This window comes from Streptomyces sp. NPDC002403, from assembly GCF_053593015.1.
The window spans coordinates 94,451-119,295 of record NZ_JBSFBQ010000022.1; the positions used below are offsets into that span (position 1 = coordinate 94,451).

Annotated in this window: 21 protein-coding genes, 2 pseudogenes and 1 riboswitch; of the genes and pseudogenes, 12 read left to right on the forward strand and 11 right to left on the reverse strand. The window is 69.6% G+C overall.

Annotated elements, in window-relative coordinates:
- Positions 1-49 precede the first annotated feature (49 nt).
- The gene (locus ACWCPY_RS23610; RefSeq protein WP_451267969.1) at positions 50-976 is read left to right on the forward strand and encodes a LysR family transcriptional regulator; all 927 of its coding nucleotides are present in this window, start codon (positions 50-52) and stop codon (positions 974-976) included.
- Positions 977-1,066: 90 nt separating this feature from the next.
- Here the strand turns inward: ACWCPY_RS23610 and ACWCPY_RS23615 are convergent, their stop codons facing one another.
- Positions 1,067-2,155: an NADH:flavin oxidoreductase gene (locus tag ACWCPY_RS23615; protein WP_451267971.1), complete on the reverse strand. Its 1,089-nt coding sequence runs from the start codon at positions 2,153-2,155 to the stop codon at positions 1,067-1,069.
- 423 nt (positions 2,156-2,578) lie between these two features.
- Here ACWCPY_RS23615 and ACWCPY_RS23620 point away from each other — a divergent pair, with 423 nt between their 5' ends.
- From ACWCPY_RS23620 to ACWCPY_RS23635, 4 genes are all read left to right on the forward strand, one after another.
- Positions 2,579-3,364 carry an SDR family oxidoreductase gene (locus ACWCPY_RS23620; RefSeq protein WP_451267973.1) on the forward strand — a complete coding sequence of 262 codons (786 nt, stop codon included), beginning with the start codon at positions 2,579-2,581 and terminating at the stop codon, positions 3,362-3,364.
- 65 nt (positions 3,365-3,429) lie between these two features.
- Complete coding sequence (locus tag ACWCPY_RS23625) at positions 3,430-4,626, forward strand: cytochrome P450 (RefSeq protein ID WP_451267975.1); 1,197 nt, start codon at positions 3,430-3,432, stop codon at positions 4,624-4,626.
- Positions 4,627-4,801: 175 nt separating this feature from the next.
- Positions 4,802-8,200: a carboxylic acid reductase gene (gene car / locus ACWCPY_RS23630; protein ID WP_451267977.1), complete on the forward strand. Its 3,399-nt coding sequence runs from the start codon at positions 4,802-4,804 to the stop codon at positions 8,198-8,200.
- A 132-nt stretch (positions 8,201-8,332) separates the two neighbouring features.
- Positions 8,333-8,707, forward strand: a complete 375-nt coding sequence (locus ACWCPY_RS23635) for a nuclear transport factor 2 family protein (RefSeq protein WP_451267979.1) — start codon at positions 8,333-8,335, stop codon at positions 8,705-8,707.
- A 104-nt stretch (positions 8,708-8,811) separates the two neighbouring features.
- Here the strand turns inward: ACWCPY_RS23635 and ACWCPY_RS23640 are convergent, their stop codons facing one another.
- Positions 8,812-11,403 (reverse strand): SpoIIE family protein phosphatase, encoded by a 2,592-nt coding sequence (locus ACWCPY_RS23640; RefSeq protein WP_451268021.1) that lies wholly within the window; start codon positions 11,401-11,403, stop codon positions 8,812-8,814.
- On the opposite strand from ACWCPY_RS23640, the gene ACWCPY_RS23645 reads away from it, so the two are divergent.
- A complete protein-coding gene (locus ACWCPY_RS23645; RefSeq protein ID WP_451268025.1) occupies positions 11,320-11,493 on the forward strand; it encodes a hypothetical protein in 174 nt (57 codons plus the stop codon). The two genes, ACWCPY_RS23640 and ACWCPY_RS23645, sit on opposite strands and share 84 nt — an antisense overlap.
- A gap of 524 nt (positions 11,494-12,017) precedes the next feature.
- On the opposite strand, the gene ACWCPY_RS23650 is transcribed toward ACWCPY_RS23645, so the two are convergent.
- Positions 12,018-12,581 (reverse strand): phage tail protein, encoded by a 564-nt coding sequence (locus ACWCPY_RS23650; protein WP_451267981.1) that lies wholly within the window; start codon positions 12,579-12,581, stop codon positions 12,018-12,020.
- Positions 12,582-13,162: 581 nt separating this feature from the next.
- On the reverse strand, positions 13,163-13,417 hold the full coding sequence (locus tag ACWCPY_RS23655; RefSeq protein WP_451267983.1) for a response regulator transcription factor: 255 nt from the start codon (positions 13,415-13,417) through the stop codon (positions 13,163-13,165).
- A 3-nt stretch (positions 13,418-13,420) separates the two neighbouring features.
- Here ACWCPY_RS23655 and ACWCPY_RS23660 point away from each other — a divergent pair, with 3 nt between their 5' ends.
- Positions 13,421-13,951 carry a hypothetical protein gene (locus tag ACWCPY_RS23660; protein ID WP_451267985.1) on the forward strand — a complete coding sequence of 177 codons (531 nt, stop codon included), beginning with the start codon at positions 13,421-13,423 and terminating at the stop codon, positions 13,949-13,951.
- A 264-nt stretch (positions 13,952-14,215) separates the two neighbouring features.
- Here the strand turns inward: ACWCPY_RS23660 and ACWCPY_RS23665 are convergent, their stop codons facing one another.
- On the reverse strand, positions 14,216-15,178 hold the full coding sequence (locus tag ACWCPY_RS23665; protein ID WP_451267987.1) for a GlxA family transcriptional regulator: 963 nt from the start codon (positions 15,176-15,178) through the stop codon (positions 14,216-14,218).
- A gap of 102 nt (positions 15,179-15,280) precedes the next feature.
- On the opposite strand from ACWCPY_RS23665, the gene ACWCPY_RS23670 reads away from it, so the two are divergent.
- Positions 15,281-15,922, forward strand: coding sequence for an HD domain-containing protein (locus ACWCPY_RS23670; protein ID WP_451267989.1), 642 nt, complete (start codon positions 15,281-15,283; stop codon positions 15,920-15,922).
- A 56-nt stretch (positions 15,923-15,978) separates the two neighbouring features.
- On the opposite strand, the pseudogene ACWCPY_RS23675 reads toward ACWCPY_RS23670, so the two are convergent.
- Positions 15,979-16,248: pseudogene (locus tag ACWCPY_RS23675) on the reverse strand (MmyB family transcriptional regulator); the annotation flags it as partial.
- Here ACWCPY_RS23675 and ACWCPY_RS23680 point away from each other — a divergent pair.
- Positions 16,249-16,776 (forward strand): annotated as a pseudogene (locus ACWCPY_RS23680) (SDR family NAD(P)-dependent oxidoreductase); the annotation flags it as partial.
- On the opposite strand, the gene ACWCPY_RS23685 reads toward ACWCPY_RS23680, so the two are convergent.
- Complete coding sequence (locus ACWCPY_RS23685) at positions 16,758-18,020, reverse strand: MFS transporter (RefSeq protein ID WP_451267991.1); 1,263 nt, start codon at positions 18,018-18,020, stop codon at positions 16,758-16,760. The pseudogene ACWCPY_RS23680 and the gene ACWCPY_RS23685 sit on opposite strands and share 19 nt — an antisense overlap.
- Before the next feature lie 199 nt (positions 18,021-18,219).
- On the opposite strand from ACWCPY_RS23685, the gene tsaD reads away from it, so the two are divergent.
- Both tsaD and ACWCPY_RS23695 read left to right on the forward strand, forming a co-directional pair.
- On the forward strand, positions 18,220-19,290 hold the full coding sequence (gene tsaD / locus ACWCPY_RS23690; RefSeq protein ID WP_451267993.1) for a tRNA (adenosine(37)-N6)-threonylcarbamoyltransferase complex transferase subunit TsaD: 1,071 nt from the start codon (positions 18,220-18,222) through the stop codon (positions 19,288-19,290).
- Entirely contained in the window at positions 19,287-19,493 is a 207-nt protein-coding gene (locus ACWCPY_RS23695; RefSeq protein WP_451267995.1) for a hypothetical protein, read from the forward strand. Before tsaD ends, ACWCPY_RS23695 begins: the two co-directional genes overlap by 4 nt.
- A gap of 142 nt (positions 19,494-19,635) precedes the next feature.
- Here ACWCPY_RS23695 and ACWCPY_RS23700 read toward each other — a convergent pair whose 3' ends face one another.
- From ACWCPY_RS23700 to ACWCPY_RS23715, 4 genes are read right to left on the reverse strand one after another with little or no spacing between them, the layout of a single operon-like run.
- Complete coding sequence (locus tag ACWCPY_RS23700; protein ID WP_451267996.1) at positions 19,636-20,397, reverse strand: (2Fe-2S)-binding protein; 762 nt, start codon at positions 20,395-20,397, stop codon at positions 19,636-19,638.
- Complete coding sequence (locus ACWCPY_RS23705) at positions 20,394-21,182, reverse strand: ABC transporter ATP-binding protein (protein ID WP_451267998.1); 789 nt, start codon at positions 21,180-21,182, stop codon at positions 20,394-20,396. The genes ACWCPY_RS23700 and ACWCPY_RS23705 overlap by 4 nt, the downstream gene beginning before the upstream one ends.
- Complete coding sequence (locus tag ACWCPY_RS23710; protein ID WP_451268000.1) at positions 21,179-22,234, reverse strand: FecCD family ABC transporter permease; 1,056 nt, start codon at positions 22,232-22,234, stop codon at positions 21,179-21,181. The genes ACWCPY_RS23705 and ACWCPY_RS23710 overlap by 4 nt, the downstream gene beginning before the upstream one ends.
- A complete protein-coding gene (locus ACWCPY_RS23715) occupies positions 22,231-23,211 on the reverse strand; it encodes an ABC transporter substrate-binding protein (RefSeq protein ID WP_451268002.1) in 981 nt (326 codons plus the stop codon). Before ACWCPY_RS23715 ends, ACWCPY_RS23710 begins: the two co-directional genes overlap by 4 nt.
- Positions 23,212-23,250: 39 nt before the next feature.
- Positions 23,251-23,365: riboswitch (cobalamin riboswitch) on the reverse strand.
- A gap of 348 nt (positions 23,366-23,713) precedes the next feature.
- Between ACWCPY_RS23715 and ACWCPY_RS23720 the strand changes: the two genes are divergently transcribed.
- The gene (locus ACWCPY_RS23720; protein ID WP_451268004.1) at positions 23,714-24,835 is read left to right on the forward strand and encodes a hypothetical protein; all 1,122 of its coding nucleotides are present in this window, start codon (positions 23,714-23,716) and stop codon (positions 24,833-24,835) included.
- The last annotated feature ends 10 nt before the right edge of the window (positions 24,836-24,845 follow it).

Sequence of the window (24,845 nt, forward strand, 5' to 3'; positions counted from 1 at the left end):
GTGCCCGGCGGGGACGGGCCGCGCAGCAGAAGCTCTCCGGGTGTGCGCGATGAGCGATCGGCTGGGCTTCAGCCTGACGCAACTGCGGTACTTCGTCGTATCCGCCGAGCTCGGCAACATATCGGAGGCGGCGGAGCAGTTGTGCGCATCGCAGTCGACGGTCTCCTCGGCTGTGATGAGACTGGAACGCCAACTCGGTGTGCAGCTGCTGCTCCGCCATCACGCCCGCGGCGTCACCCTGACCCCGAGCGGCCGCCACCTGCTCCGGGAGGCACGTGCGTTGCTGGGGCAGGCCAGAAACCTGAAGGCTCAGGGCGACGCCCTGGCAGGCGACACCGCCGGCCGGCTGGACATCGGATTCTTCTTCTCGATCGCCCCCTTCCTACTGCCCCTGGTCCGCCGGATGGCCGAAGAACGGTATGCCGCTCTTCAGCTGAACGTTCATGAGGCATCGGAGAGGCTGTTGGAGCTGCTGCAGGACGGCCGGTGTGAACTGGCTGTCACGTACGATTTCCTGTCGGACGGTGCCAGGTTTCATCCTCTGGCCGATCTGCCTGTTCATGCCCTGTTGGCGGATGACGACCCGATGGGCATGACCGGCTCGATCGGTCTGGACGAACTGGCCGCTCGACCGTTCGTGACCCTGGACGTCCCGGCCGTACTCCACCATTTCGAGACGATGTTCGCCACTGCGGGCGTCCGTATGCCGCAGGTGATCACGACAACGAGTCCTGAGACCATGCGCGGACTGGTGGCCGCGGGTTCCGGGTTCGCGTTGATGTATCAACGCGCGGCCCATGCGAGGACACTGGACGGCGGGAGGGTCCGATCGGTCGAGATCGCGGGAGAGGTGCCGCCTTCGTCCCTCGGCGTGGCCATGATGCCCGATCTGCACCTCAGCAGCCGCGGCAGGGCCTTCCTGGAAGTGCTGGGCTCCGCGGTTTCGGTCAGCGGCCAGGTGAACTCGGCCGCGTGACACGGGACGCTCCACGGATGTGGCCGGCAGCTCATGAACTGCCGGCCCACCGTTGGGGATCTCCGCACACCGGAAGCGGGAGTACGGCCGTCAGGCCAGGGTCCTGAGCACGGCCGGATCGTAGGGGACGGTCCGGTCCAGCTCACCGCGCAGCGCCTTCGCCGCCCAGTCCGGGTTGGCCAGCAGCGTCCTGCCCACGGCGACGAGGTCGAACTCGTCGCGCTCCAGGCGGGCCACCAGCTCCTCGATGCCGGTCAGCCCGGCCTGCTCGGTGAAGCCCTGGGCGAAGTCGCCCACACCGTACTGCTGGTCCAGGCCGACGGAGCCGACCGTCACCGTGGCCTTGCCGCTCAGCTTGCGCACCCAGCCGGCCAGATTGAGCGGGCTGCCGTCGAACTCGGGCAGCCAGTAGCGGCGGGTGGAGGCGTGGAACGCGTCGACACCGGCCTCGGCCAGCGGCATGAGCAACTGCGCCAGCTCGTCCGGGTTCTCCGCGATGCGGGCCTCGTAGTGGTTCACCTTCCACTGGGAGAGCCGGAAGAGAACCGGGAACCCCGGACTGACGGCCGCGCGGATCGCCTGCACGATCTCGGCGCCGAAACGGGCGCGGGAGGCCGGGTCTCCGCCATAGCGGTCGGTACGCCGGTTGGTGCCGCTCCACAGGAAGTCGTCGATCAGATAGCCGTGCGCGCCGTGGAGTTCCACGCCGTCGAACCCGAGCCGCTCCGCGGCCGCGGCGGCCTCCGTGAAGGCGGCCACCGTCTCGTCGATGTCCCGCTGGGTCATGGCACGACCGGCCGGGGCGCCATCTAGCCCGAGCCCGGACGGGCCCTCCGCGGGCGGTTCCGTCCCGAAGCGTGCGACCCCGGTGTGCCACAACTGGGGAATGATCCTGCCACCGGCCCGGTGCACTTGCCGCACCACATGGGCCCAGCCGGCGAGGGGCTGCTCGCCGTAGAAGTGGGGCACGTTCTCGTACGCTCCGGCGGCGGCCCGGTTGATGTAGGTGCCCTCAGTGATGATCAGTCCGACCTGGTGGGCCGCACGGCGGGCGTAGTACTCCGCCACGTCCGGGCCCGGCACACCGCCGGGGGACTGCATCCTGGTCATCGGGGCCATGACGATCCGGTTGGGGACCGTGAGGTCGCCCACGGTGAACGGCTCGTCCAGGCTGGCCATTGTTCCTCCAGATGTGTCGGCACTGCTTACACGGACGTCCCGTGTGCACCTTGCTCACCACGCGTCCCACTGCCGCGCGCTGATCCGTCAGGAAGTGCGGGGCAGCCCTTGACGAGACGTCTCCTGGCTGTGCGGAAAATGCTGCTGCCGCATACCGGTAGCGCATGATTATTGACCTTGCTGATAGCGATGTCCAGCTTGCAGAGGTCAATCCGGCTTGTATCGCACGATGCGATGCAGTGCATCGGAATAATCAGCTTGACCGTATCGGGGAGGCCGTTGATAGTGGTCCTCGTGATTCCGCGTCGCCATGGTCGGCCGGAGTGAAACTCTCCTTCCGAATAGCATCAGGAGAGCTGATCTCCGTTATCGATCAATTGCGCGGACAGGCCTGTTGAGGCAGGAAAGGGGGCGGATCCCGGAGTGAGTCGAGATCGCCTTGCCGAAAGAACTGAAAAGTTTGCCAATGAGTTGGAAGGCAAGCGGGCCGTGGTGACCGGCGGCAGCCGCGGTATTGGTGCCGCGATCGTGCAGAACTTGCTCGACGCCGGGGCCACCGTCGTGACCTCTGCCCGTAACCCGACCGAGCAGACCCCGTCCGCCGCCAAGTTCGTCAGAGCCGACCTCAGTACGGCTGACGGTGTGCGCGAGTTCGCGGATTCCGCTCTGGAAAATCTCGGCGGCGTGGACATCGTCGTCAACAACGCGGGTGGCTGCCGGGCCTTTCAGACTGCGCTGGAAATCGAGAACGACTGGCAGTACACGATGGATATCAACTTCCTCGCCGCGGTCCGCCTCAATTCCGCACTTGTGCCGTCCATGCGCGAGAGCGGAGGCGGAGTCGTCGTACATGTCTCGTCCATTGCCACCATTGCGTCCTATCCGATGATCCTGCACTACGCAGCTGCCAAGTCCGCACTGGAGACCTATAGCAAGGGGCTTGCGGCCGAGTTGGCCCCACAAGGCATCCGTGTCGTCGCAGTCTCTCTCGGGAACGTAATGACGCCAGGGGCGGACGAGGCACGCGAAAAGATCGTGGATTACCTCGGCAACGATTCCGTGGATTGGGCCGACGAAATCCCGCTCGGGCGAATCGGCCAGTCGGACGACATCGCGGAGGCGGTCGGATTCCTGGTCTCGGAACGCGCCGCATGGATCACCGGCAGCACTCTCGTCATTGACGGCGGGCGCACTGCGGCCCTGACCTGAACCCCCTTCATCGGTGACCACGAATGCGCAGCTGACCGTCTGCCAGGACTGAAAGGACTGACACGATGACCGCCACAGGGGAAGGGATACGGGCCTACCCGTTCGGTCCGGTCGACCGACTCGAAGTAGACCCGAAGCTGGCCGAGATCTGCGGTGAACAGCCGGTGCTGCGCGTGAGTCTGCCCTACGGTGGCGACGCCTGGCTGGTCACACGGTACGCGGACGTCAAGGCGGTACTGGCCGATCCCCGGTTCAGCCGTGCCGCCGCCGTGGGCGAGGACATCCCCCGCACGGTCGCCACCGGTCTGCCGAGCACCTCCATGCTGAGCATGGACCCGCCTGAGCACAGCCGACTGCGGCGCCGGGTGGCCAATTCGTTCACCCTACGCCGCGTCGAAGCGCTCCGCCCGCGCGTCCAGGGGATCGTGAACGGCCTGCTCGACACCATGATCGCCGCAGGTGGACCCGCCGACCTGACCCAGGCGCTGACCTGGCCGCTGCCGATCACGGTCATCTGCGAACTGCTCGGCGTGCCCGTCGCCGACCGTGACCGGTTCAACGTCTGGGTGGACGGCTTGCTGATGCTGTCCGATCCGGCGCAGTCCACACAGGCCCGGGGACACCTCAACGACTACCTCGCCGGCCTGGTCGCACTGCGCCGCACCGCCCCCACCGACGACTTGCTCGGCGAGCTGGCCAATGTGGAGGACGATGAGGACCGGCTCCTCGACGAGGAACTGGTCAGCCTCGGGGTCAGCTTGCTGTCCGCAGGACAGGAGGCCACCGCCAACCAGCTCGGCAACTTCGTCTATACGCTGATGACCAGACCCGATCTCTGGCAGAAGCTCGTCGCCGACCCGGGTCTGGTGCCCGACGCGGTCGAAGAACTCTCCCGGATCATCCCGATCAGCGCGTCCGCCGGCTTCACCCGCATCGCCATCGAGGACGTGGAACTGAGCGGGCAGATCATTCGAGCGGGCGACGCGGTGGTCGCCGAGTTGGGGATCGCCAACAGGGATCCCGCGGTGTTCGACCACCCGGAGGAGATCGACTTCCACCGAGGGAGCGTTCCGCACGTCACCTTCGGGCACGGCGTGCACCACTGCCTCGGCGCGCAGCTGGCCAGGATGGAGCTGCGACTCGTGCTCGAATCCCTGCTCCGCCGCCTGCCCGGCCTGCGCCTCGCCGTGCCGGTCGACCAGATCACCTGGCGCACCAACCGCCTGATCCGCGGGGTGGAAGCGCTGCCGGTCAGCTGGTGAGAGCTGCACGCACCCACGGTCACGGCCGGGCGGAACGCCGCGCGCGCCGCACCGCGGGCCGCTGTGAGGAGTGACGTACGGATTCCACGGCCGGCCAACGCACGCAGTCAAGTGCCCGGCGATGTCCACAGACAGGACGCGCCGGCATTACCGGGACGCCAAGGGAGGCCTGATCATGACCGATCCACTGGAGGCGGTCACTGCGGCAGTGCAAGATCCCGACAAGGGACTCGCCGAGGTCATGGCCGCCGTGCTGGAGGGCTACGGGGACCGGCCGGCCCTCGGTGAACGCGCGGAGGAAGCCTCGACAGCGCGGCTGCTCCCGAGGTTCGACACCATCAGCTACCGCGAGCTGTGGGCACGTGTCCGTGCGGTTGCCGGCACGTGGCACCACGATCCGCGGCATCTGCTGAGCGCGGGCGACCGCATCTGCCTTCTCGGCTTCGCCAGTACCGACTACGCGACACTCGACCTCGCCTGCATCCACGCCGGTGCCGTGTCCGTGCCTCTGCAGTCCAGTGCGCCGCTGTCCCAGCTGACACCGATCATCGCGGAGACGGAGCCACGCGCCCTCGCCACCAGCATCGAGCGTCTGGACGCCGCTGTTGAAGCCGTGACCGGGGCGAGCTCGATCGAGCACCTGATCGTGTTCGACTACCGTCCCGAAGTCGCCGACCAGCGAACCGCCTTCGAGTCCGCCCGGCGCCGCCTGGCAGAAACCGGCCGACCGGTGGCCGTCGACTCGCTGGCCGCGCTGATCGAACGCGGAGCCGGCCTGCCGCCCGCCCCCCTGTTCACCGCCGACGCGGGAGACGATCCGCTGGCCCTGCTCATCTACACCTCCGGCAGTACCGGGACCCCCAAAGGGGCCATGTACACCCAGCGGCTGGTCGGCACCGCGTGGTACGGGTTCAGCTACGGGGCGGCGGACGGGCCCCCGGTCAGCATCCTCTACATGCCGCAGAGCCATCTCGCGGGCCGCTACGCCCTGATGGGTTCGCTCGTCCGGGGCGGTGTCGGCTACTTCACCGCCAGGAGCGACCTGTCCACCCTGTTCGAGGACATCGCGCTGGTCCGTCCCACCGAACTGACCATGGTCCCGCGCCTGTGCGACATGCTCTTCCAGCGGTACCAGAGCGAACTGGGCCGGAGAGCCGGCGAACCGGGTGACGTCGAGACGGCGGTCAGGACGGACCTGCGCGAGAACCTCCTGGGCGGGCGCGTCGCCAAGGCGTTCTGCGGGACCGCCCCGCTGTCCCCGGAGGTGGCGGCCTTCGTCGAGTCCTGTCTGGACCTCCACCTGTACACCGGTTACGGGTCCACGGAGGCCGGCGGAGTACTGCTCGACACAGTGGTGCAGCGCCCGCCGGTGATCGACTACAAGCTGGCCGACGTCCCGGAACTGGGCTATTTCCGCACCGACCTACCGCATCCGCGCGGGGAACTGCTGCTCAGGACGGAGAGCATCATTCCCGGCTACTACAAGCGGCCCGAGGTCACCGCCCAGATCTTCGACGAGGACGGCTACTACCGGACCGGCGACGTCATGGCCGAGGTCGGACCCGACCGGCTGGTCTACGTCGACCGCACCAAGGACACCCTGAAGCTGTCCCAGGGCGAATTCGTCGCCGTCTCCCGCTTGGAGACCGTCTTCACCGGCAGCCCCCTCATCCGGCAGATCTACGTGCACGGCAACAGCGAACGCGCCTACCTCCTCGCGGTGGTGGTGCCCGCGCCCCACGCGTCGGCCGGCGGCGGGGAGCCGGACTCGCTCAAGCCGCTGCTCAGCGAGGCGCTGCAGCAGATGGCCAGGGAGGCCGAGCTCAACTCGTACGAGATCCCGCGTGACTTCCTCATCGAGGCCGAACCCTTCAGCCCGGAGAACGGCCTGCTCTCGGAGAGCCACAAGCTGCTGCGCCCCAGGCTCAAGGAGCGCTACGGGGAGGCTCTTGACCGGCTGTACGCCGAACTCGCCGAGGGCCAGGTCAGGCAGGTGCGCGAGCTGCGTCAGGCGGGTCCGCACCGGCCGGTGCTGGAGACGGTCACCCGGGCCGTCCAGGCACTGCTGGGGTGTGCGGACACCGCCCTCGGCGCCGACGTGCACTTCACGGACCTGGGCGGGGACTCCCTCTCCGCGCTGTCCTTCTCCCTCCTCATGAAGGAGATCTTCCACATCGAGGTTCCGGTCGGGGTGATCACCAGCCCGGCCAATGACCTGGCCCGGCTGGCGAGGTACGTGGAGGCGGAGCGCGAGATCGGGACGGAGCGGCCCACATTCGCTTCCGTACACGGTGACAACAGCACCGAAGTCCATGCCGGTGACCTCACCCTGGGAAAGTTCATCGGCGCGGCGACCCTCGCCGCCGCGCCGACGCTGCCCCGCCCCCGCGGTGCCGTGCGCGCCGTCCTGCTCACCGGAGCCAACGGCTACCTCGGCCGGTTTCTGTGCCTGGAATGGCTGGAGCGGCTGGCGCCCTCCGGCGGCAAGCTGATCTGCCTGGTTCGCGCGAGCGACGCGGCTGCCGCGTCGAGGCGGCTCGAGGAGGCCTTCGACCGCGGTGACGCGGAACTGCTCCAGCGGTACCGGGATCTGGCCGAAGGGATCCTGGACGTCATCGCGGGCGACATCGGCGAGCCGCACCTGGGCCTGGACGAGGACACGTGGAACGGCCTGGCCGACACCGTGGACCTGATCGTCCACCCGGCCGCCCTGGTCAACCACGTGCTGCCCTACCGACAGCTGTTCGGACCCAACGTCGTCGGCACGGCGGAACTGATCCGGCTGGCGCTCACCGCGCGGATCAAGCCCGTCACCTACGTGTCCACCGTCGCCGTAGCGGCCGGGGCCGGGACGTCGGCTCTCGCGGAGGACGCCGACATCCGCAGCACCGCTCCGGTGCGGCGGATCGACGAGAGCTACGCCAACGGGTACGCGACCAGCAAATGGGCCGGGGAGGTCCTGCTCCGGGAGGCACACGACCTGTGCGGCCTGCCGGTCGCCACCTTCCGGTCGGACATGATTCTTGCGCACAGCAGGTACCAGGGGCAGCTGAATGTCCCCGACCTGTTCACCCGGCTGCTGCTGAGCCTGCTCGCCACCGGCCTCGCGCCGGCCTCGTTCCACCGGACCGGTGAGCGCGCGCACTACGACGGTCTGCCGGTCGACTTCACCGCAGAGGCAGTCACGGCGCTGGGAGGGCGGGCCACCGAGGGCTACCGGACCTTCAACGTGCTGAACCCGCACGACGACGGCATCTCGCTGGACACCTTCGTCGACTGGCTCGTGGAGGAGGGGCACCCGATCCGGCGGATCGACGACTACGGCGAGTGGCTCGCCCGTATCACGGCCGCGCTCCGCGCCCTGCCGGAGAAGCAGCGTCAGCACTCGCTGCTGCCCCTGCTGCATGCCTTCGCGCAGCCCGAGGAGGGCGTCCCCGGCTCGGCGATACCCGCGGACCGGTTCCAGGCCGCCGTGCGCGCCGCGAAGGTCGGCCCCGGGCAGGACATCCCCCATCTGTCGGCGGCCCTCATCGGCAAGTACGCCACCGACCTGCGCCGGCTCGACCTGCTCTGAAGGCTGTCCCGTCCGGTGGTAGGGAGCCCGGCCGGGCTGTGGCGCACGCCTGCCGGCCCCGGCCGCTGAACAGCGCGGAACGGCCTTTCGGTAGCCGCACATTCCATGAGAGACAGCGAATAGGAACCCGACATGGGACAGAACATCAGCGAGACAGCGACTTCGTTTCTGCGCGGTCTGGAGGCGCACGACTTCGCCGGGTGCCGGGCGATGTGCACCAGCGGGGCCACCGTGTGGCAGAACGACGGACAGGGGGAGCGGGCGATCGACGCGACGCTGCAGCAGTTCAAGGCCTTTGCCGCTGACGTCGACGCGTTGCGTTACGACATCATTCGCCAGTTCGAGAATGCGAGCGAGGTCTTCCAGCAGCAGGTGCTTCACCTGAGCATGGCCGACGGGTCGGACAGCAAGGTCCATGCCACGGTCTGCTTCAGGTTCGAGGGCGGCGGCCTCATCGACCGGATCGAGGAGTGCATCTACCCGGTCCCGACGGCCGAGGCAGCCTGATCCGCCCCCTTGCCTCGCGTCCCCCTTCGTCCGGCGAGTACCCCGAGCACACCCGCGCCCGTCACGAGCTGCTCGCCGAGCTGGACCTCATCGGGCCGCGGATGTCAGAGTCCCTCGTCGAGGACATCCGACCACGCCGTGTCTCCCGCGCTCCCGTCGGGCCCGGGCAGCGATGTCTCCGCCCAGATGACCTTTCCCTGGGGCGTGTAGCGGGTGCCCCAGCGCTCGGCCAGTCGTGCGACGAGAAAAAGGCCGCGGCCTCCTTCGTCCGTCGCGGCGGCATCGCGCAGATGGGGCGAGGTGCTGCTGCTGTCGGCCACCTCGCAGGTCAGGGCGCGGTCGTACACCAGTCGTACGGTGACCGGTGCGGAGCCGTAGCGGATGGCGTTGGTGACCAATTCGCTGAGCAACAGTTCCGTGGCGAACGCGAGCTCGGACAGGCCCCACTCGTCGACCTTCTCGGCCGCGGCAGCGCGCACCCCCGCCACGGCGGCAGGATCGAACCGTACGCCCCAGTCGGCGACACGGTCGGGCGGGATCACCCGTGTCAGGGCGATGAGCAGCGCCACATCGTCCTTCGGCCGACTGGGCAGGAGCGCGTCGAGCACTGCCTGGCAGCTTGCCTCCGGCGGCCGGCCGGGGTGGTGCGCCAGGGCCTGACGCAGCAGCTCGATCCCCACGTCGATGTCCCGGGTGCGGTCCTCGATGAGTCCGTCGGTGTAGAGGACGAGCTGCGTGCCCTCCGCCACTTCCATTTCCACAGTCTCGAACGGCATACCGCCAAGGCCCAGGGGCGGGCCGGCCGGAAGGTCGGGGAAGGACACACTGCCGTCGGGCCGGACCAGTGCGGGCAGAGGGTGCCCGGCCCGAGCCATGGCGCAGTGGCGGGAGACGGGATCGTAGATCACGTACAGGCAGGTGGCTCCGATGATCCCCGCATCGGCGGTTCCCGCCTCCTCCTGGTCGATGCGCCCGACCAGGTCGTCGAGGTGGCGGAGGATCTCGTCGGGCGGCAGGTCGAGCGTGGCGAAGTTGTGCACGGCCGTGCGCAGCCGTCCCATCGTGGCGGCTGCGTGCAGGCCATGGCCGACGACATCTCCGACGACCAGCGCCACTCGACTGCCCGGAAGCGGGATCACATCGAACCAGTCGCCGCTCACCCCGGAGGTTGCGGGCAGGTAGCGACGGGCGACCACCAGCGCGCTCTGTTCGGGCAGGGTCTGCGGGAGCAGGCTGCGCTGCAGAGCCATGGCCACGGTGTGCTCACGGGTGTAGCGGCGAGCGTTGTCGATGCTGACGGCCGCCCGGGCGACCAGTTCTTCGGCCAGGGACAGGTCGTCCTCCTCGAACGGCTGGGGCTTCTCGGAGCGCCAGAAGTTGGCCATGCCCAGGACGACCCCCCGCGCCTGGAGCGGCACCGTGATGAGTGAATGGACGCCGTAGTCGACGATCATCCGTGTCCGCTCCGGGTCCTGAGCGAGCCAGCCGGGTGCGGCGGCCAGGTCGGGCACCAGCTCCGGCCGGCCGGTGGCGAAGGCCCGTGCCTGTGGCGTGGCGGGAAGAAAGCTGATCAGCTGACCGAGTTCGTACAGGGGATGGTCGTCCCGGATGCCGTGTACAGCGGTGCGGCGCATATCCGTGTCCGCACTGGTCGGCTCGTCCCCGTGGAGAACTGGTTCGGCCAGATCGACGGTTGCGAAGTCGGCGAGCCGGGGGACCGCGATCTTGGTCAGTTCCTCGGCCGTGCGCGCCACGTCGAGGGTGGTACCGATGCCGAGACCGGCGTCGTACAGCAGGCGCAGCCGCTCGCGGGCGTTCTCCGCCCTGCCGGACAGCACCCGTAGCTCTGTGGAGTCACGCAAGGTCGCGACTGTCCCCCCGGGGCCGCCGTGACGTTCCGTGGGCCGCTGATTCACCGTGAGCAGTCGACTCCCCGCGAGGTGTACTTCGTCCGTGGCCACACGGCCCGAGGTCAACAGCTCAACCATGCCGGGATCAAGGCCGGACAGGTCCGAGACGTGCCGCCCCTCGGCGTCGAGCGGCAGATCCAGCAGGCGTCTGGCCTCGTCGTTGGCCAGCAGCAGGAGACCGTCCCTGCTGACGATGAGCACGCCCTCGCGCACGGCGTGCAGCACCGCGTCGTGATGCTCGTACATACGATTCATCTCGGCAGGGCCCAGCCGGTGGGTCTGTCGCCGCAGCCGCTTGGTCACCAGGGCCGTCCCGCTCGTGGCCACTCCGAGCGCAACCGCTCCTGCGCCGAGGATGATCGGAATCTGTCGTGCCACCGCTCCGGTCACGTGCTTGACCTTCATGCCGGCAGTCACCAGGGCCACGACCCGCGCGTGATCGTGGACGGGGACGATCGCCTGCGCCTCGCGGCCGAGCGGGCCGTTGACGCTCTCGGTGTACACGTGGCCGGCCAGGGCCGGTGCGATGGTGGCGATGGCCCTCTTCCCGATCAGCTCCGGCTGGGGGTGTGTGTAGCGGATTCCCTTCGTGTTCATCACCACGATGAAATCGACGCCGGCTGCCTTTCGCGCCGCCTCGGTGAGCGGCTGGAGCACCCTGGAAGGATCAGGGGCCTTCAGCGCGGTCAGGAGGCCCGGTGAGTGAGCGAATGTCTGAGCGACGGCGACGGAGCGGCTTCTCGCCTCCGCGTTGTTGTCGTGCCGGGATTGCACTACGAGCGCCAGCACCGCAGCGGCCACGAGGAGCGCGACGACGGTCACCTGCAGGGCGAAGACCTGGCCCGCGAGGCTCCGGGGATACTTACCCGTAAGTGACCGAATCCGTGCGCTCCGGAGTCGACCGAAACGACTAACCACAGTGCCTTTTGTAACACCGCGAGGTCGAAGGTGCGTGCGGTCAGGGCTCGCCCGGGGGCGGGACCGCACGGCGGCCCGACGACAATCGGGCAGCAGTGGGACCGGATCGGGTGCCAGGACGGCACGGATACGGCCGCGCCCGGATCGGTCGGGAGAACCGGGTCCGGTGATGCGTTGACCACCCGGCGCTGGACATCGGGTTTCGGCCTCAGCCGGGCGGGCGGATCCTGGTCGGTCATGAACAGGGCGGACCGTGAGGGTTCCGCGGGGCGACGGTGAGCTGATCGACGGCATACGGTTCCGGGTCCGCACCGGTGTTCCGTGGCGGGACGTACCCGTCGCGTTCGGGCGGCCGGATCTGCGGCCTGTTCCGCCGATGGCAGCGGAACGGCACCTGGCACCGGGCTCTCACACGGCTCCGGTCCCTGGCCGACATGGAGGGCTCGATGCTCCCTCCTTCTTCCTCGGGCCCGCTGCCGGGGCTAGTTGATCACCAGAGTGAAGAACCTGACGGTGAGTGCGTCCGTGCCCGGAGGGTTGGAGTATGTGACGCGTTCTACGAATGCGCCCCTGAGCTGGTACTGCTTGACGGCGTTGTTCTGGTAGTCGAGGGCCTCGACGGTGACGTCCTTGAGGCGTCCTTCGCGTCCCGCGATCGCGTCGTCGATCCAGCGGTCGACCGCGGCACTGTGGGTCGCGCCCCGCACCAGGGTCACCTTGTCATCCTCGAGACCGGAGACTTCCTGGAGGTACTCGACGGGGGCTCCGTCCATCTGCAGGCGGAAATTGTGAGAAGTGAGGGCGTCGCCGGGCTGGAGTCCGTCCGCCGACTCGGCGGTCGTGCTCTGCCCGCCGGATTTCTTTTCGGCGGAGTCCTTCGTGCCGCCCTGCTTCGAACCGCCCGGGCCCGAACCGTGGCCCGATGCAGAAGCACTGGACGCGGGCGACGGGCCTGCCTTTCCCGTGACGTCGCCGTTGTCGCAGGCTGTGAGCGGGAGACTCACAGCGACGGCCAGGGCGGCAAAGGTGAGCTTGTGAACGCGCATCGCTTTTCCTCGGAGTCGATTGGAACGCCGGCCGCTCGCCAGGAGCGGGCATCTGTGACCACCAGGAGCCGCCCGGCCGGCCCCCCGTTCCGCTCAACCGCCCGCTAATACATCTCTGATACACACACATTCGGGCATCACACGCACCACCACCGGCCACATCCCGCCCTCACCCGAGCCCAAGCGGGCCGGGCGGCACCGGGGGCGTCGTATCCGGCGTCCAGTACGAACAGGATCTCCGGATCACCGGGTCTCCACTGACCCGAGACGACAAGACGCCCGACGTCCTCGCGGACCTGAAACATGGTCACCGCGGCGATGTCGGCTCCGGGCCCAGTGCAGGAAGACTGCGCGCGAGCGCCTTGCTTCCGGCAAGAGAGCCCGGCTGTCCCGGACAAGCGCCCGCCATCGACCTGGTCACCGTCCCGGACACAGCCCGTTCCGGACATACCAGAGGGCTGCGTGGGCGCGCTCGTCACCGGAGTGCTCGCCATCCCTGGAGGACTGAGGAAGATCTCGGCGAGGGAGTGTCGGGCCGTCCGGCCGGGTGGCTCCTCGCTCATGCTCCGGCCGGGCCGCTGTCAGCTCCCGGCGGGTTTGTCGTCCTGCTCGTACGTCCACACCGCCAGTTGCGTGCGCGAGGTGAGCCCCAGCTTGCCCAGGATGCGTTCGACATGGCTCTCCGCGGTGCGCTGGGCGATCGTCAGGCGCACCGCGATGTCCTTGTTGGTGAGGCCTTCGGCGACCAGCTCCGCGACCTGGCTCTCGCGCCGAGTCAGCCCTGATGTCCCGGCCGCGTCGTCCAGTACGTAGGCCATCGCCTGGGCCACTCGCACGACGTGCTCAAGACAGCCATCCGTCCGTACGACGGCGGCCCGATCCGCCTCAGAGGGCTGGACTACGTCAGGGTCCGTCAGGAATCCGGCTTCTGGCGCCTGGCCGCGGCGGCGCCCCTCGGCACAGCCCAAGCGTTCTCCACGCGCGCGTCGCAGGGCGTCGCCGAGGCCCTCGCGGGGCGGCAGCTGGAGGAGCTGGCCGCGGGAGGCGAACTGCGCTGGGGAGCCTCGACGTTCACTCGCGACGGGCTCACGCTCGCGCCTTTCACCGGACCGCTGGACTGGTCCCGGATCACCTACGTGTCCGGGAACCCGAACAAGGGCGTCCGGCGCGACGAACGAGGTCTGGCCGCGCACGTCGGCAGCCCGGCCCTGTCGGGGCGCGCCACCAAGGCCGGCTACCGCACCGAAGGCGACCAGCTGGAGGTGTTCATGCCCTTCCGCCGCCCCGGATCGGACTATGCGGCGCTGAGCCTCCTCCTCGCCTGCGGCCCCTCCCTGCGCGGCGGGCGGAACGAAGGACCTGAGCGGTGACCAGGGGAGAGGACACGTTCCACGACCTCGGCCCAGTGGCCTGTCGACACGCGGTGGACCACCGGAAGAGACGGGTGAACGCGGGCTGCGCACTGCTGATGGCCATCCCGGCCGGCCGGGCACGTGGAGTCCGTCCACGACCATCGAGGACGTCCGGCAGGAATGAGGCGATCGGCCTGTCGACCGGCCTTGCCCTGGGCGACAGCCATGGGGCCGAACGTACACAGCCCCGGCCCTGGCCGGCCACCGGGTTCCGTTCGCCGCTCAGGGAGCGGACGCCCGGGTGGTGCCGAAGCGCCTGCGGTACTCGGTGGGGGTGGTGCCCAGATGGCGGGCGAAGGCGCGACGCAGTGTCTCGTCGCTCCCCAGGCCGCTGTATCGGGCGGCCGATGTGATGTTGTGGCCGTCGAGGAGGAGCTGCTGGGCGCGGTCCAGGCGTACGCGTTCGACCCAGCGGGCGGGGGTGGTGTGCAGTTCGATGTGGAAGAGGCGGGTGAGGTGGCGGGTGCTGACGGCGGCGGTGGCGGCCATGGCGGGCAGGCTGTGGTCGGCGGCCGGGTCGGCGAGGACGGCGGCGGTGAGGGTGCGCAGGAGGTCGCCGCGGGCGGGCGGGGTGGCCAGAGCGGTGGAGAACTGGGACTGACCGCCGGGGCGCTGCATGAAGACGACGAGCTCACGGGCGATGTCCCGGGCGGCGTCGGGACCGTGGTCGTGTTCGACGAGGGCGAGGGCAAGGTCGATGCCGGCGCTGATGCCCGCGCCGGTGTGGAAGCGGCCGTCACGGATGTGCAGCGCGTCGGGCTCGACGCGGACGCGGGGATGGCGGTGGGCGAGGGCGCGGGCGTGCCGCCAGTGGGTGGTGGCACGGCGGTCGTCGAGCAGGCCGAGCCCGGCCAGTACGAAGGCGCCGGTGCACACGGAGGCGACCCGCCGCGCCTGCCCGGCGAGGGCGTCGGTGGCGGTGAGCAGCGGACCTTCGGGCCCTGGGCCGGCGAGGTGGTCGGCCCCGGCGACCACCAGCGTGTCGAGGGGGCCGGCGTCCAGCGCTGCGGCGGTGGCGGCCAGCGTGACCCCGTTGGAGGTGGTGACGGGGCCGCCGTGCGGGGAGATCAGCAGCGTCGAGTAGGGGTGCCCCAGCCGTGCCGCCTGGTGGAAGACCTCCAACGGGCCACTGACGTCGAGCAGGGTCACGGCATCGAAGACGAGGAAGCCGACCCGCCGGTTCATGTCTGAATCTGTGGTGCATTTGGCTGTACGGACATGGTGTCAGCCTATGCCACCAGCGAAGGTGGAGGAGTCGACCGAACCGGCCCCTTGAGGAGAGAAGCCATGACGACCGAGACGATCGCGGGCGTACGGATCCCGGACAGTGTGCTGGCGCGGGAGGCGACCGAGCTGGTGCGCGAGGTGGCCACCCCGCTCCTGTTCGATCACTCGCGCCGGGTGTTCCTGTTCGGGGCGCTGCGCGGGTCCGAGGAGAATCTGGACTTCGACCCGGAGCTGCTCTATGTCGGGGCGATGTTCCACGACCTCGGCCTGACCGACCGCTTCGCCCGCACCGACCAGCGGTTCGAGATCGACGGCGCGGACGAGGCGCGGCGCTTCCTCCAGGCGCACGGCATCACCGGCGAACCGGCCCAGCGCGTGTGGACCGCCGTCGCACTGCACACCACACCGGAGATCCCCCTGCACATGGCCCCGGAGATCGCGCTGGTCACCCGCGGGGTGGAGCTGGACGTCCTGGGCATCGGCTACCACGCCGTCACCGATGAGCAGCGCGCCGCCGTGGTCGCCGCGCACCCTCGCCCCGACTTCAAGAACCGCATCCTCGCCGCGTTCACGGACGGCATCAAGGACCGCCCCGACACCACGTTCGGCAACGTCAAGGCCGATGTGCTGGCCCACTTCGTCCGCGGCTTCGAGCGCGGCGACTTCGTCGAGGTCATCCGGGGCTCCGACTGGCCGGAGTGATCCCCCGGCACACCTGCCCCGGCCACGAGGCGCACCCCTCTCGCCCTCGCTGACGAGGACAGCTCCCCGGCGATCGGGTGGTTGAGAACCTTCGTGCCCACGCTCAGGGCGGCGACATGGTGGGCGGCCCACCACTGGCGGAAGTCCTCGTCCTGGACGCACAGTTCACCGACCAAAGCGGTCAGCCGGGGGTCGTCGGGGTACTTCGCCGCCTCCATGCGCAATTGTGCGACCGCGGTCCGGGCGACGCCTTTCCAGTCGGCGTACAGAGTGCGCATCGCCGGGTCGGCGAAGAGAATCCGCACGTAATTGCGGTGCTTCTCCGGGCCACCGGCCGCCGCCCCGGAAGCGTGCTCCGGACGCTCGGCGGCGAGCAGGACAAACTGCTGGTCACCGCGCTGGACATCACCAGCGCCGACGCCGCCCGGGCAGCCGTCGAAGCTGCCGTGGCCCGGTTCGGCCGCATCGACGTACTGATCAACAACGCCGCCACCTTCCAGGCCGGCTGCTTCGAGGAGATCTCCGAGGCGCAGATGCGCGCGCAGATCGAGACGAACCTGTTCGGCCCGATGAACATCACCCGCGCCGCCTTGCCCGTCATGCGCGCTCGGCGCTCCGGGCACATCGTCACGATCTCCTCCATCGCCGGGCTGGTCGGCCAGGAGTTCTGCGTGGCCTATGCCGCGTCCAAGTTCGGTGTCGAGGGCTGGATGGAATCCCTGCGCCACGACGTCGAGCCGTACGGCATCACGACGACGATCGTCGAGCCGGGCTTCTTCCGCACCGAGCTGCTCGTGGACGCCTCCACCAGCTGGGCGGAGCTGGCCATCGACGACTACGCCGAATGTCCGCGACCATGACCGCCCTCCACGGCGGTACCTGACCCGACGACCTTTGGGTGTGCCGGCCGAGCGCACTGGTGGCGTTGTGCCCAGCGGACGGCGAGTGGTGCTGCCAGGCCCGTCAGGGCGAACAGCGCTCCTGCGACATACCATCCGGGGCGGCCCCAGGTGATGCAGAGTGAGATGAGCAGGGCAGGGCCGAGGGCTTCGGCAAGTCCGGCGCCGAGGCCGAACACACCGAGGTACTGGCCGGTGGCGTGCTGTGGGGCGAGGGCGAAGGACACTTCGAATCCTGCGGCGGAGTGCCACAGCTCGCCGATTGTGTGGATCACCATCGAGGTCATGAGCAGCGTGGCGGCGGCCCACGCCGGTATCCCCGCAGACAGGGAGATCAGCGAGCAGGAGACGAGAAAGGCCACGCCTGCCCGGCGGTAGGCGACTGCGCCTGCCGTGGGGGAATCGATGCTGCGGCTGGCTCGCATCTGGCACGCAATGACGATGACGGTGTTGATGAGCATGGTGCCCGAGATGAGCCAGCGCGGGGCGGTGGTGGCTGTGACCAGCCAGAGTGGGACGGCCACCGTGAGCACCTTGAACTGGACGGCCATGATGCCGTCCAGGACGGTGAGCAGGAGGTAGGGGCGGTCCCGCAGGGCGATCCAGCGGGGGCCGCCGGTGGTGGGGACAGGTTTGACCGGCGGCAGGGGGATCAGAATCGCTGCCGAAGCCGCGAAGGCGACCGCGTTGCCGATGACCAGGAGCCGGTAGGCGGGGAGGGTGCCCACTTGGACGGCCCAGCCCGCCAGCAGGGCGCCGAGAGATATGCCCACATTGGTTACGGCGCGGAGATAGGCGCGGAACGCCTGCGGCCGGTCCCCTCCGTAGTGCCTGATGAGTGGACTGCGTGCGGCCAGTCCGGCTGCTTTGGCACCCATGGCCGTGCCTACCGCGAGGGCGAACAGCCAGAAGCTGTCCGCCAGTACGAAGCCGGCAGTGGCCAACGCCTGGACAACGAGGGTGATCGCGTAGACGCCGCGTGCTCCGTGCCGGTCCGCGAGATGCCCGACAGCGATGCCCACGCCCAGCGCGAGGACGCCGGCGATACCGAGTCCGAGGCCCACCTGGGTCGCCGGAAGGTGGACGGCCTCGGTGAAGTACAGGACTCCAGCGGTCAGATAGAGGCCGCTGCCGACGGTGTAGACGAAGTTCGAGGCGGCGATGGCGCGCTGCGGTCCGGATTCCGGTATCAGGGGCATGAGGCGGCTCCGCGTCCTGGGTCGACAGTAAGGGCCGATCTACCTTGTTGCTTATAACTCGCAATAGCAACCGATTTGCAATAAGTGAACTATGTGGGTGGCGCCCCTGCGGTGCGCTCGGTCTGCGGGGTGCGGACGGCGCCGGCTTGGACTCTATTGCACATATATTGCAAGTAGCATCGATGTGCAGGAGGGGTCAATGGCCGGACCGGTAGTGCTGGGGATCGAGTCGTCGTGTGATGAGACCGGCGCGGGGATCGTGCGGGACGGGAAGCTCCTCGCCCATGTCGTGGCGTCGAGCATGGACGAGCACGCCCGCTTCGGCGGTGTCGTGCCCGAGATCGCGGCCCGGGCGCACCTCCAGGCGTTCGACCCGGTCGTGCGCGAGGCACTCGGCCGGGCGGGGCTGAGGCTGCGCCAGATCGACGCGGTCGCTGTCACGACGGGGCCCGGACTCTCCGGCGCCCTCCAGGTGGGCCTGGCCGGGGCCAAGTCGCTCGCCTTCGCGGCGGGCGTGCCGCTGTACGGGGTGCACCATCTCGCCGGGCACGTCGCGGCCGACACCTTGGAACACGGCCCGCTGCCCACCCCGTGCGTGGTGTTGATCGTCTCCGGCGGCCATACCTCCCTCCTGCTGGTCCGGGACCTGGTCCGCGATCCGATCCTGCATCTGGGCGACACCCTCGACGACGCGGCCGGCGAGTGCTTCGACAAGGTCGCCCGCATCCTCGGCCTGCCCTACCCGGGCGGCCCCGCCATCGACAAGGCGGCCCGGGACGGCGACCCGGGCGCCGTGGAATTCCCCCGCCCACTGACGCGCCCCGGGGACGACCCGTACTCCTTCTCCTTCTCCGGCCTCAAGACCGCCGTGGCCCGCTGGGCCGAGCGGCACCACCTGCGCGGCGAGGAGCCGCCGGTGGCCGACGGGGCCGCCGCGCTCCAGGAGGCAGTGGCGGACGTGCTGACCCGCAAGGCGCTCGCCGCCTGCAGGGCGTACGACGTGAAGACACTGATCGTGGTCGGCGGCGTCGCGGCGAACTCCCGGGTCCGTGGCCTGGCCGAGCAGCGGTGCGCCGCCTCCGGTGTCGAGCTGCGCGTACCGCCGATGACGCTGTGCACCGACAACGGCGCCATGATCGCGGCCGTCGGTGACCTCCTCGTGCGCTCCGGAGCGGAACCCGCTCCGCTGGACGTGTCCATCGACCCGTCCGCCCCGCTCGAGTTCGCCTCCCTGACCCCGCTCCCGGCCGTGGCGGGAGTCGCCCGATGACAGGCGCTGTCGTACGGCCGGTCCCCGGCGGTGAACTGCTGTCGCGCACACAGGGCCTGCGCGCCGTGTGCACGGACGCGTTCGGCGGGCCGCCCTGGCGGGAGGGCCCCGATCGCGCCGCGCCTACCTGGAGCGGCTCGCCGAGGACATCGAACGGCCCGGGTTCACTGCACGTGGTGGCGGTCCCGGCGCCCGGCTGCTGACTTCGGTCGCCGCCCAGCCGCCCAGCCGGCCTGCTCCTTCTGCGAGCGGGCCGGCTGGACCCGGGCCACCCGCCCGCACCCGGGGGACGGGGCAACGCTGTCTTTCGCCGGAACCGACGCCTGGACCTCGGAACCACTGGTGCTACTTCGGCCTCGTGTAAGCCCGTAGCCGCTCCTCGCGGCTCGTCAGACAACAGCTCGCACATCGCACCGCCTCCGCACTCGTGTAGTACAGACAGCAGGTGTTGCGCAGATAGACCAGCCGCTCCTGGCAGTCCGGCGCCCGTCGGACCCGTACTACCTCGCCCAGCGTCGCGAGTCCTCCGGGTGCGGTGTCCACGAACTGCCGCCAGCGGGCCGCCAGCAGATCCACCCGGGCGTCGTACGCGCAAAGCGCCGTGGCGCAGCCATGGGCGATCCCGCCGTTCAACTGCCGGGCCCCCGCGCGGGTACGACGGTGCAACGCATCGGCGATGGGCAGCAGATGCCCGTCGAGCACGGTGCGGTGCAGCAGCCGCACGGAGTCCTCCCCGGCCCGGGGCACCAGCAGCCGGGCAGTGCGCACCCGGACTCCGCCGATCCCGTGCGCGGCGGGGCGAACCAGGACATTGCCGGACCGCATGTCCGGGACCTCGTCGTGCAGCGCCCAATGGAGCACGGCGGCGGCAGTGACCCAGCCCGCGTACACCGCCATCAGGGTCAGCGCGGTCGCGTGACCGGTCCGGTGGCCGCTGCCGGTGCGTTCGCGCTCCAGCAGAACCGACAGCTCCACGCCCGCCGGATCGGCCAGTCGGTCGGCGGCCAGCCATGGTCCTGCTTCGCTCGCGGACGGCTCGCCTTCGGTGACCTGCCAGCGTGGCCCGTGCTGCAAGGGCGTCCAGACGGGGGAAGCGCCGTCACTCATGACAGCGGGAGGTAGACGACGTTGGGGGAGCCGGTGACCGGGTGGACGCCGATCCGCGACCGTATCCCGTAGACCTCGGCCAGCAGCTCCTCCGTCAGTACCGCCTGCGGGGAACCGGACGCCACCAGTCGCCCGGCGCTGAGGACGAACAGCCGGTCGCAGTAGGAAGCGGCCAGGTTGAGGTCGTGCAGCACCAGCAGATTGGTGGTGCCCAGGGTCCTCACCAGGCCGAGGATCTCCAGCTGGTAGCGGATGTCCAGATGGTTCGTGGGTTCGTCGAGCGCCAGCAGCCCCGGTTCCTGGACCAGGGCGCGGGCGATCAGGGCCCGTTGCCGTTCCCCGCCGGACAGCTCTTCGAACCGCCGGTCGGCCAGGGGCGCCGTGCCGACGCGCTGGAGGGCCCGGTCGATGCGGCGGGCGTCGTCGGCGTCGTCCTGCTCCCAGAACCGTTTGTGTGGGCTTCGGCCCATCGCCACGACCTGGCGTACGGTCAGGCCGAAGGTGCCGGGACTGTCCTGCGGTACGACGGCGACGCGGCGGGCGCGTTCCTTCACACCGAGGGCCGCGGCGTCCGCTCCGTCCAGCAGGACCCGACCAGCTGCGGGGCGCAGGGCACCGTAGACACAACGCAGGAAGGTGGTCTTGCCGCTGCCGTTCGGCCCTACCAGGCCGACCGTCTCACCGGGGGCCGCGTCCAGCGTGACCGCGTCGAGCAGGGTACGGCCGGCCACCTCGTAGCTGATCCCATCGGCGGCGAGTGCCGTCGGGGACGGTGCCGGGCTCATCCGGTGATCCCTTCGGTACGGCTGGAGCGGCGCAGCAGCCAGAGGAAGAACGGGCCGCCCACCAGAGCGGTGATCACCCCGGCGGGAATCTCTTCGGGGGCTGCCACGGTCCGCGCCAGGAGATCGGCCAGCAGCAGGAAGACGGCCCCGCCGAGCGCGACCACCGGCAGCAGTCTGCGGTGGGACGCGCCGACGATCATCCGGGCGGCGTGCGGAATCATCAGGCCGACGAAGCCGATCGCCCCGCTGTAGGCGACCAGCACGCCGATGATCAGCGACACCAGCACGAAGACCCCGCCCCGGAAACGCCCGGGGTCCAGGCCGAGGCTGCGGGCCCCTTCCTCCCCGGTCAGCAGCAGGTCCAGCGGACGGGCCAGGCTGATCAGGAGTACGGCCCCGACGCCCAATACCGCGGCGGGCAGCGCCAGTTGGTCCCAACGGGCGCCACCCAGGCCGCCCAGCGTCCAGAACAGGATCGCCCGCACATGCTCGGCCCGCGAGGAGAGCACCAGGATCAGGCTGGTGAACGCGGACAGCACGTACTGGATCGCCACCCCGGCCAGAATCAGCCGGCCCGTCGTCATGGTGCCGCCGCGCCGGGCCATCGCGTAGACGCCGACCAGCGCGGCCATGGACCCGGCGAACGCGGCGACCGGCAGTGCCACATCGGTGGCCGCCCCGGCGCCGACCCCCAGCACGACGACCACGGCAGCGCCCGCAGATGCCCCGGACGAGGCACCCAGCAGAAACGGATCGGCCAACGGATTGCGCACCAGCGCCTGGAGCACGGTGCCCGACAGGGCCAGTCCCGCGCCGACGACGGCCCCGAGCAGCACCCTGGGCAGCCGCACCTCCCACACGATCGTCGGGTACGCACCGGTGCGTTCACCGCCCAGGACCGTACTCAACACCTCGCCCGGCGGAATCCGTACCGGGCCGAGCGCCAGGCCGGCCACCGCGGCCGCGAGCAGCAGCACCGTGAGAATGCCGATCACGACGGGGGTCGAGCGGAGGACGGAATTCGGACCGGGGCGGGTGGACGCCGCGCTCACGGCGTGCCGGGGTACAGCTGCCCGGCCAGGTCCTGCACGGCGTCGGCCACCCGGACACCGAGCACGGCCGAGGACAGCGGGAGCACCGCGAACCTCTTGTTCCTGATCGCCGGCACGCCCGCGAGTGCCGGATCGTTCAGCAGCCGCTTCTTCTTGGCCTCGACCGTGGTGCCTCCGTAGTCGTAGATCACGACCACCTCGGGCTTGCGCTTGATGACCTGCTCCCAGGACACGTCGCCGAAGGTGGCGTCGAGGTCCGTGAAGACGTTTCTGCCCCCGGCGAGCCGGACGATCTCATTCCCGATGCCGTTACCGCCCGCGGTGAACGCGGAACTGTCGCCGGAGTCGTACACGAACACCGAGGGGCGTGAGGAGCCCTTGAGCTCTGCCTCGACCGTCGCGATCTTCCGTCGCTCCTCGGCGATCAGCTTCCTGCCGCGTTCCGGTACGCCGAAGGTCCTGGCGACTTCGGTGATCTCGGTGGCGAGCTGATCGATGCCGACCTTGCCCTTGGCGCAGTTCTCGATGTTCAGCCGGGTGTTGATGCCGTCCTTCTGGAGCCCCGCCCGGTCCTGGCCCTTGGCCTTGTCGAAGGCGCTGCTGTACCCGCCGTAGACGAAGTCGGGGTTGGCGCCGAGCAGTACCTCCTTGGAGGGGTACTCCTTCGCGAGCACTTTGGTCCCGGCGTACGCGGACCGGTACTCCGGCAGGATGCTGTCGTCCAGGTAGGCCGTCCCGGCCAGCCTGCCCTGGAGCCCGAGGGCCAGCATGATCTCGGTGACGTGCTGGTTCATGGTGACGACCCGCTTCGGAGGGGCGTCGAAAGTCGTCTTCGTGCCGCAATTGGCGACGGTGTAGGGGAATCCGTCTGCGGCCGGTGCGGCATCTGCCTTGCTCTCGCCGCCGGTGCCGCAGCCGGTGAGCGGCAGCAGAAGCAGGGGTATGAGCGCGAGGGGTACACGGCGTATCGGGGGCATGGCCGAGCCTTTCCGGGGGATGTCCTCGTCCCCTGGGTCGTACGAGAAGGCGGCGCGGCCAGTATCTGGCTTCCGGGCTGCTGCAGCCCGGTCACAGTGGCGGGACCGTACCGGATTCACACCGGTTTCCTGACGCGCGTCGCCTGAGTTTCGAAGTCCATTCTGTCAGACGCGCATTCCGGCAGGGCCCGCCCCTTGCGCTCCCGACCACGGCCGCTCCTGGACACCGATGTCCGCGACGCCGACCGGTACTGCGGACGGTCCGACCGGAGCCGCAGGATTGCCCGTTCCTGCGAGCCCCTGTCCGCACCGACCGGACGTGGGATAGATGCGGTGCGTCGAGGAATGTTCGTCCAGGCCCGGCGACCCGAGGAAGGACATCCAGGTCGAGGGCGTCGGGGGCGCTGTCGACGGGGCGGCGCCGAGCCTCTGGCCGCGACCATGGATCTGACATATCGTCAGGTCTTGTGCAAGCTCCCGATGAGCCCCACCGGAGGCCCTTGTGCCCGAACGCCCCGTAGCCCTCGATGAATACCCCGTGCACCAAGTGCCGCTCTCCATGCGTCACATCGCCACCAGCGACCGCAACGCCTACGACCGCTGCATCTTCCACGTCTTCGACCACACCGGCAGCGCCCTGCTCGTCCTGGGCCTGGGCGTCTACCCCAATACCGGCGTGATCGACGCCTTCGCCACGCTTCGCCTGGGCGACGAACTCCTCGCCGTCCGCGCCTCCGACGCCCTCACCGAGGACCGGATGCGGATGGAGGTCGGCCCGCTCCGTATCACCGTCGACGAGCCGCTGAGGCGCTTCACGCTGCACTGCGCCGCCGACCCGGCCGACCCCGACGGCCTGTCGTACGACCTCAGCTGGCAGGGGGCCTTCGAGCCTCTGTGGGAGCCGCACCACACCATGCGCCGCGGCAACCGCCTCACCCTGGAAGGCCGCCGCTTCGTTCAGGCCGGCACGGTGACCGGCGTGATCCGCGCGAAGGGCGAGGAGATCACCGTCACCGCCGACGAGTGGACCGGCACACGCGACCGCAGTTGGGGCGTGCGGCCCATCCCCGGCGAGGACGGCGGACGCGCGGGGGAGGAGCACGTTCCAGGGGGATTCCACTGGCTGTGGTGCCCCGTCCGGTTCGACGACCGGTTTCTGATGGTGATCGTCCAGGAGGAGCCCGACGGCTACCGCACCCTCAACGACGCCGTCGAGGTACGTGACGGCCATCCCGACACCCAACTGGGTTGGCCTCAGCTGGACATCACGTACCGCACCGGTACACGCCACCCCGAGCGCGCGGTCATTCATCTTGCCGACCGCCACCGCAAGAACATCGAGCTCACCGCGGAGATCCTCGTTTCCTCCCCGCTGGCCGTCGGCGCAGGCTACCCACCCGCTGACGACTGGAGCCACGGGACGTGGCACGGCCGCCGCTGGGTCGACCGACGCAGCTATGACCTCGCCAACCTGTCTGCGCACCCCATGGCCGTATTCGGCGTCACCGAACACGCCGCCCGTTTCACCCTCGACGGCGCCACCGGCTACGGGATCTTCGAGCACGGCTCGTTCGGCCGCCACGACCCGAGCGGCTTCACCGGCTACGACTCGGTGGCGCCCTGACGCACGGAGA